The 6,318-nt window shown below is 31.8% G+C and carries 6 protein-coding genes; 3 read left to right on the forward strand and 3 right to left on the reverse strand.

The window, feature by feature from the left end; all coding sequences use genetic code 11:
- On the forward strand, positions 1 to 946 hold a 946-nt coding region (locus tag ACFSR1_RS04235), incomplete at its 5' end, for an RHS repeat domain-containing protein (RefSeq protein WP_378289965.1).
- Between the two features lie 304 nt (positions 947 to 1,250).
- Positions 1,251 to 1,631: a hypothetical protein gene (locus ACFSR1_RS04240; protein WP_378289967.1), complete on the forward strand. Its 381-nt coding sequence runs from the start codon at positions 1,251 to 1,253 to the stop codon at positions 1,629 to 1,631.
- A 218-nt stretch (positions 1,632 to 1,849) separates the two neighbouring features.
- Here ACFSR1_RS04240 and ACFSR1_RS04245 read toward each other — a convergent pair whose 3' ends face one another.
- Positions 1,850 to 2,416 carry an IS3 family transposase gene (locus ACFSR1_RS04245; protein WP_378291351.1) on the reverse strand — a complete coding sequence of 189 codons (567 nt, stop codon included), beginning with the start codon at positions 2,414 to 2,416 and terminating at the stop codon, positions 1,850 to 1,852.
- A 443-nt stretch (positions 2,417 to 2,859) separates the two neighbouring features.
- Between ACFSR1_RS04245 and ACFSR1_RS04250 the strand changes: the two genes are divergently transcribed.
- Positions 2,860 to 3,429 carry an REP-associated tyrosine transposase gene (locus tag ACFSR1_RS04250; RefSeq protein WP_378289969.1) on the forward strand — a complete coding sequence of 190 codons (570 nt, stop codon included), beginning with the start codon at positions 2,860 to 2,862 and terminating at the stop codon, positions 3,427 to 3,429.
- A 79-nt stretch (positions 3,430 to 3,508) separates the two neighbouring features.
- Here the strand turns inward: ACFSR1_RS04250 and ACFSR1_RS04255 are convergent, their stop codons facing one another.
- Together ACFSR1_RS04255 and ACFSR1_RS04260 are read right to left on the reverse strand one after the other, a co-directional pair.
- Positions 3,509 to 4,561, reverse strand: coding sequence for a tyrosine-type recombinase/integrase (locus ACFSR1_RS04255; RefSeq protein ID WP_378289970.1), 1,053 nt, complete (start codon positions 4,559 to 4,561; stop codon positions 3,509 to 3,511).
- A gap of 724 nt (positions 4,562 to 5,285) precedes the next feature.
- Positions 5,286 to 6,318: RHS repeat domain-containing protein (locus ACFSR1_RS04260; RefSeq protein ID WP_378289972.1), on the reverse strand; the 1,033-nt coding region annotated here is incomplete at its 5' end.

The following is a 6,318-nucleotide window of genomic DNA, read 5'->3' on the forward strand; positions in this document are numbered from 1 at the left end:
TGATTACTATCCGTTTGGGATGCTATTAACTAATCGAAATGGAAACTCATCTGAATACCGTTATGGCTTCCAGGGACAGGAAAAAGATGATGAAATCAAAGGGGAAGGAAACTCTATGAATTATAAATATAGAATGCATGATCCTCGTTTGGGTAGATTCTTTGCAATAGATCCTCTGGGTCACGAGTTTCCTTGGAATAGTCCATATGCCTTTTCTGAAAATGATTTAATACGAGCAGTCGAACTTGAAGGATTAGAGAAAGTCATTACTATTACTGGTAACAACGTTGAACCCAGAACCATAACAGATAAAGAAACAATAGATCGAGTTAGAAATAAGTTTCTAAGTGGACATAAATTTTTCGATAATAGTCGCTGGGTAACAGGATTTAGGTATTATAATTCTGCTGATAAGTCTATCTATGGATATGGACATTTGGACATTCATCTGCGAGATAATGGTGAGAAATGGATTTGGTTTGAAGGATTCCCTGAAGATAAATTAGAGGAACGCGAGCTAAAAGCAGCTAAAACCAAAGTTATATGGGAAGGTGTTGTTGATGTTGGGATTGGTACAATAGGTCTAATAACGGCTGGTGCAGAAGAAATTGTTTCTGTAGGAGGAGCTACACCAGCAGTTGCTGCTCAAATAATATTTTCTATAGATGAATTTGCTGGGGGTGTCGATAAAATAATGGATCCCGAATCAGCATTGAAAAGAGAGGCAAAACCAATAAAATATGTAGTGGCAACATTTTTAGGTGATGATGGAGTTACTATGTATAATATTATCGATGTAACCTTGGGAGTAACGGATATACTTGGTGCGGATAAATTAAAAGATTTTATAGGTGCTTACGATACAATAAATGACGCCCAAGGTGCTATTGATGAGCACAGAGAAGCAGAAAGTAAAAAAGAATCCAAAAAGAAAAATGAAGGATGATAATCAATATTATTTGTATGCTGGAGTATTATTTTTGATTTACGGGTTTATTAGCGATGAAACTAATTTTATCTCAGGTGAAATAAAATATGGAATAGGAATAATATTTTTTCTTTGCTATTATTTATTAACAAAAACAAAAGATGAACAAAACTAATTCACGGATCTATTTAGTCTTGGGAATGGTTTTTTGGATATTAACAATAAAACTAGATTATTTAAGGATTCCTTATTTTATTAAGTTTTTTATTGGACTGATACCCATAGTTTACGGCCTTTTTCTATTTTTTAAAGAAAGAAACAAATGAAAATTATCTTAATTTTTTTTTATATCCTATTGCTTTTAAGTAGTTGTAATAACAGTGTTACTCAAAAAAAATATTTAATTGAAGGCAAGGTTAATGCCTTAACAAAAGACAAAATTAATGTTGATCATATTTATAAGTTAGAAGTTCAATATATTGGTAGAGAAGATGACAATTATGTCTTTTTTTCCAATAAACAATTAGGTATAACTGATTACATAAAAGCCATTGTCACTTCAGAAATAAGAAGCAATTTTCTTAGTAAAAATAGTTCAGAGATAAATGAGAATAAATTTGAAAATAATATAAGATTAGACATAAGTCGTAGATTGGCTAAAGATGATTTTAAAATATCTAATTTTAAAATGGATTCTCCTTAGCCTTTCCGTTCTAACTGATAAAATAGATTAGTCTGGATCACATTAATTAAAAGTTATAATCTATGTGATTATATAAAAGTAGACTAAGTTGCTGTTTCCTTGAAGCTTCCCGCTACCGCTAGTCTATGACTAGTGGCGGTAAGAGTGTCTCGTCCTAAAAAAAGTTTACATATTTTACATTAATCCTAAAATAGATTTACAATTTATTCTTAGTCCTATTATAGCTTTACAATGATAGGACTTTTTATATAATAATTCTTCCATAGTTTTTCCGTTTTTATATTGTTTTGATGTACTTGATTAGGAGTTAGATTTCCTATACTCATATGTGGTCTTTCATTATTATATAGTTTAACAACTGTATCAAGCAATCCTTTTGCTGTTTCTATACCTTCTACTTTATAATCATTGAGATATTCTTCTTTAATAATTCCATTGATTCGTTCTGCAATGGCATTTTCTAGTGGATCTCCGTTTTCAGTCATACTAATCTCAATATTGTTCGCTTGTAATAATTTTACATACTCATTACTAAAATACTGTGTTCCTCTATCAGAATGATGTATCAATCTGGAATTGTTTTCTAAGTTTTCTGAGAGATTCAATATTGCCATTTGTAATGCTTGGATTGTTTCAGAAGTCAATAAACTATTAGCTAAATGATATCCAACAATTTTTCTAGAATAAGCATCTGTTATAAAACTAATATAGAGAAAACCAGTTTCGATTTTCCAATACGTAATATCCCTCGCTAGCGCTCGTCTGTGACGAGTGTCGTACCAGATTGGTTTAAGACAGGACTAAGAATAATATAAAAACAAAAGCTACCATAATAAGTAGCTTTTGTTATCTTAAAGATAATAAGAAAAACGAACTAGTGTTATGAAAAAAACTACCCCCGCTAGTGCTCGTTTGTAATGAGTACCGTACCAGCTTGTTTAGGATAAGAGCAATAAAATAAATAGAAATAATAGATACTTAGAGTTGTTTTAGGTAGCTATTATTTTTTAGGACAAGACGGTGTGTTTATATGGCACTCGTTGCAAACGATCGCCAGCATATAAGATAGACAATTTTTACAAGTACTGGCTATACCATATCATATTTTCATTATAAAACATCAGTTACAGGTAACAAATAGTATCATAATGACACATCTATATAGCAAGGCTATGCTATGAAGTTATTAAAAGTCTTACTACAAGTAATTGAATTTTAGAATAGAGATATGAGTAGAAAATATAAATTTCATAATACATCAGGACTCTATTTTGTGTCTTTTGCTACAGTTTATTGGATAGATGTATTTACCAGGCAAAAATACTTTTCAATTTTAGCAAGTAGCATAGAATATTGCAGAAAAGAAAAAGGGATGGAAGTATATGCGTATTGCTTTATGCCCAGTCATATGCACTTAATATTTAGATCAACAAAACAAAATCCTTCTAGCCTATTAAGGGATTTTAAAAAATATACTGCCAAGAAAACATTACTAGCAATACAAGATAACCCGCAGGAAAGTAGGAAAGAATGGTTATTAGAGATGTTTGCAAAAGCAGGCAAAGAAAGAAGTAATATAAATACCTATCAATTTTGGCAACATCACAATAAACCAATCGAATTATGGACAGACAAGGTAATACAACAAAAGGTAGATTATATCCATAATAATCCTGTGCAATCTGGTTTTGTAACAGATACTGTAGATTGGAAATACAGTAGTGCAAGAAATTATCAAGGAGATCAGACTATTTTAAAAATTGATAGCGATGGTTTTTTATTAGGACTGGTTAAGTAAAAAAGTTTTTGGGTACTCGTTACAAACGAGCACCAGCGATAGCTTTTGTTGTCTGTATACTATTCAGATTCTTGTTCAGTTACTCGCCATAAGCCTCCAACTTATTATGTATTTTTTCTATTTCAGTATCCACATAAGATTGTGCAAAATGCACATACCGGTAAAAAGAATTACTATTAGCACTATGACCACTAATGGAACGTACCAGGTGTTCTGGCATCCCTAAAATCAATAAGGTAGTAATAGCGGTACGTCTCATCATATGAGAACTCATTTTATCACAAAAGCGCTCAGGCTTTTTCTGAGCGTTTTTAGAAGCGTTATAAGCTTTACCCTGTCGTTCTCTAGAAAGCTCAATAGGAGCCGTAAAATTAGCTTTCTCACCAATACTTTTTAAGGTTTTATTAAAGTTGAATAAAGTGATGGGTGTAAACAAAGATGTTTTGACACTCCTTGATTTGTATTTCTGATAAATATCCACAGCATAAGCCGGTAGTTTTACAGCGCTATATGCTTTTGTTTTTTTACTTTTTACCTTTAGGTACCATTCTCCATTTTGTAGCTCAAAATTCTTGTTAGTCAATAAAAATATATCCGAGAACCGTAAACCCGTAGTACATCCAAAAACAAAGATATCTTTAATACGTTTCTCTGGTGGGGTCAATATCTTTTGGAATTCCTGATCATGAATGAGAAACTTTAACTGCTCTGGGGATAATACCAGGATATCTACTTCTTCTTTACGTACATATAACAGCTTATGAAAATCCCCAGTATTATAGTGTTTTTCATTTTTAAGGTAATTAAAAAAAGTACGTATTTGTTTCATATTGGCACCTACATAATTATCATAGCACCCTTTTTTGTACATAAAATCAGAGAACTTCCGATAAAATTTTTTCCAGTAGTTTTTTTCTGAGGCTAATTCTCTTTTAGTTAGTTTACTGGCGTCACTGATACGTAGCTCAAAATCTGTACTGGAGGTAAATTCAATTAAGTTATGAAGCACGTATCGATAATTATCGATGGTGCCTTTAGTGATTTTAGTACCATTCTTTTTTAACCGTTTACCGGTTTCAGAATCACGGATAAACTGCTTAAATAAAGGTAAGATGGGGGTAGTTTTTTTCATAACACTAGTTCATTTTTCTTTTTATCCTTAAGATAACAAAAGCTACTTGTTATAGCAGCTTTTATCCCTTATTATCTATTTCTATTCGTTGACTGCTTACTCATACATGCCGCTAGTTAGAAACTAGAGGGAGCGAGGGGAAGTTTTCATCCATATATTCTTTTATTGTTCTTTAACTACCAATCTAATACGACGTGAGTAACACAATCTAGTTAAACGGATGCTATTTTGTTTAAAAACTTTGGACCCTTTCAAGTTTCTATTTAATCACTTTTCAAAGAGATGAAAGGTATAATAAAAAATAACATCACAAAAATTACACATCCCGTAATATGGAATATTAAGTTATGATAAGTCCCCAGTAATAAGTAACTGATAATACCTGAGATCAAACCAATAAAAACACCAAAGAAAAAATATAAAATTTTCCTTCTATTACTCATTATTGAGTAAAACAATGCACTTAAGACCGAAATAGAGATAATTCTAGTAAGGACACCGTTAACTTTAGGTTTATAAAATCGAAAATCTAAAGCTTCTATCCTATAATTTAAAAAATAAACAATAGCTAAAATAACAATTATCAAGAAGATAAATTTCATTCTGTTAATCATAGGGCTCGAATTTACTTTTCAACCATTTATTTTATTTATAATCTCTTTTACTTACCTCGATTTTACATCGATAAATCTAAATCATTAAAATTGTTATTATTTTGTTTAGTTTAGAAAGTTGGCATTGCTGATCTAATAGAACCTCTAACTGATTGCTTTGGCTTACTTTTCTTCGTGTCAGCTTTCAATTTACTTTCAATTTTGTCGTTTACCTGAATTGTTGCTCTGGTAGCTGCAGCTTCAGCTGCTTTGGTGTTCCAATTTGTAGTCTTCCCTTTTGTTCCTGGAGTTACTTCTTTCCATACAGAACTATCTCCTCCTAGATCGTGGTTCATTTCTTTATGAGACCCCTGTCCTTCATCGTGAGTAGTATTTCCTGTTTTTAGTCTTTTCTTTAGAATATTAGCAAATTTCTCATGCTCTTTTAAAGTCAATGCTTCCTGCAAAGTTGGTATGTCATCAACACTAGTTTGACCATACACTTCTTCATATATTTCAATGAAATTGGAATGCGAATAAAAATCCTGAATAGCGTGAAAATACTCTCCTATATTCCTTCCTAATTCATAATTTGTAACTTTTCCACTCTCATATTTTTCAAGTATTTGCCTTATACCCGTATTCACTCGATCGAAATTAGTCATTATTTCCTGATAATTCATTTCATCAAAATGTTCCTCGTGAATAGATTCAACTCCAAACATCCCACCAGACACTACGTGCTTTATATATCTAGTATCAGGGGCTACCACTCCTCCATCAAAAATGCCGGTTCCAACAATTCCTCTTCGATAATCTTCTAATACTTGGTAATTCTTGGTGGTCTGTTGCATTTTAGATTTAGCAAATGCCATGCTAGTAATTCTTTTATGAACGTCAATATTAAAATTACCATCAGGATCAATAAACCTTAAAGGTGAATTTTTAACAAAATTATAAGGGGTATAGCTCGGCAATTTTTTAAATTCTAAATCAATCTTAAACCACCTACCGATTCTAGGATCAAGCATTCTTCCTCCGTACTCATAGGAATTCCCTTCTCCTTTCAGTTCATCATCTTTCTCCATACCATTAAACCCATAACGGTATTCAGATGAGTTTCCATTTCGATTAGTTAATAGCATCCCAAACGGATAGTAATCA

The sequence above is a fragment of the Aquimarina rubra genome (assembly GCF_042684305.1).
Taxonomy (GTDB): Bacteria; Bacteroidota; Bacteroidia; order Flavobacteriales; family Flavobacteriaceae; genus Aquimarina; species Aquimarina rubra.

Bases quoted from the DNA above. Each gene is read 5' to 3' on its own strand.
- ACFSR1_RS04240 (WP_378289967.1), top strand. From the start codon at position 1,251: ATGAAAATTATCTTAATTTTTTTTTATATCCTATTGCTTTTAAGTAGT.
- ACFSR1_RS04255 (WP_378289970.1), bottom strand. From the start codon at position 4,561: ATGAAAAAAACTACCCCCATCTTACCTTTATTTAAGCAGTTTATCCGT.
- ACFSR1_RS04250 (WP_378289969.1), top strand. From the start codon at position 2,860: ATGAGTAGAAAATATAAATTTCATAATACATCAGGACTCTATTTTGTG.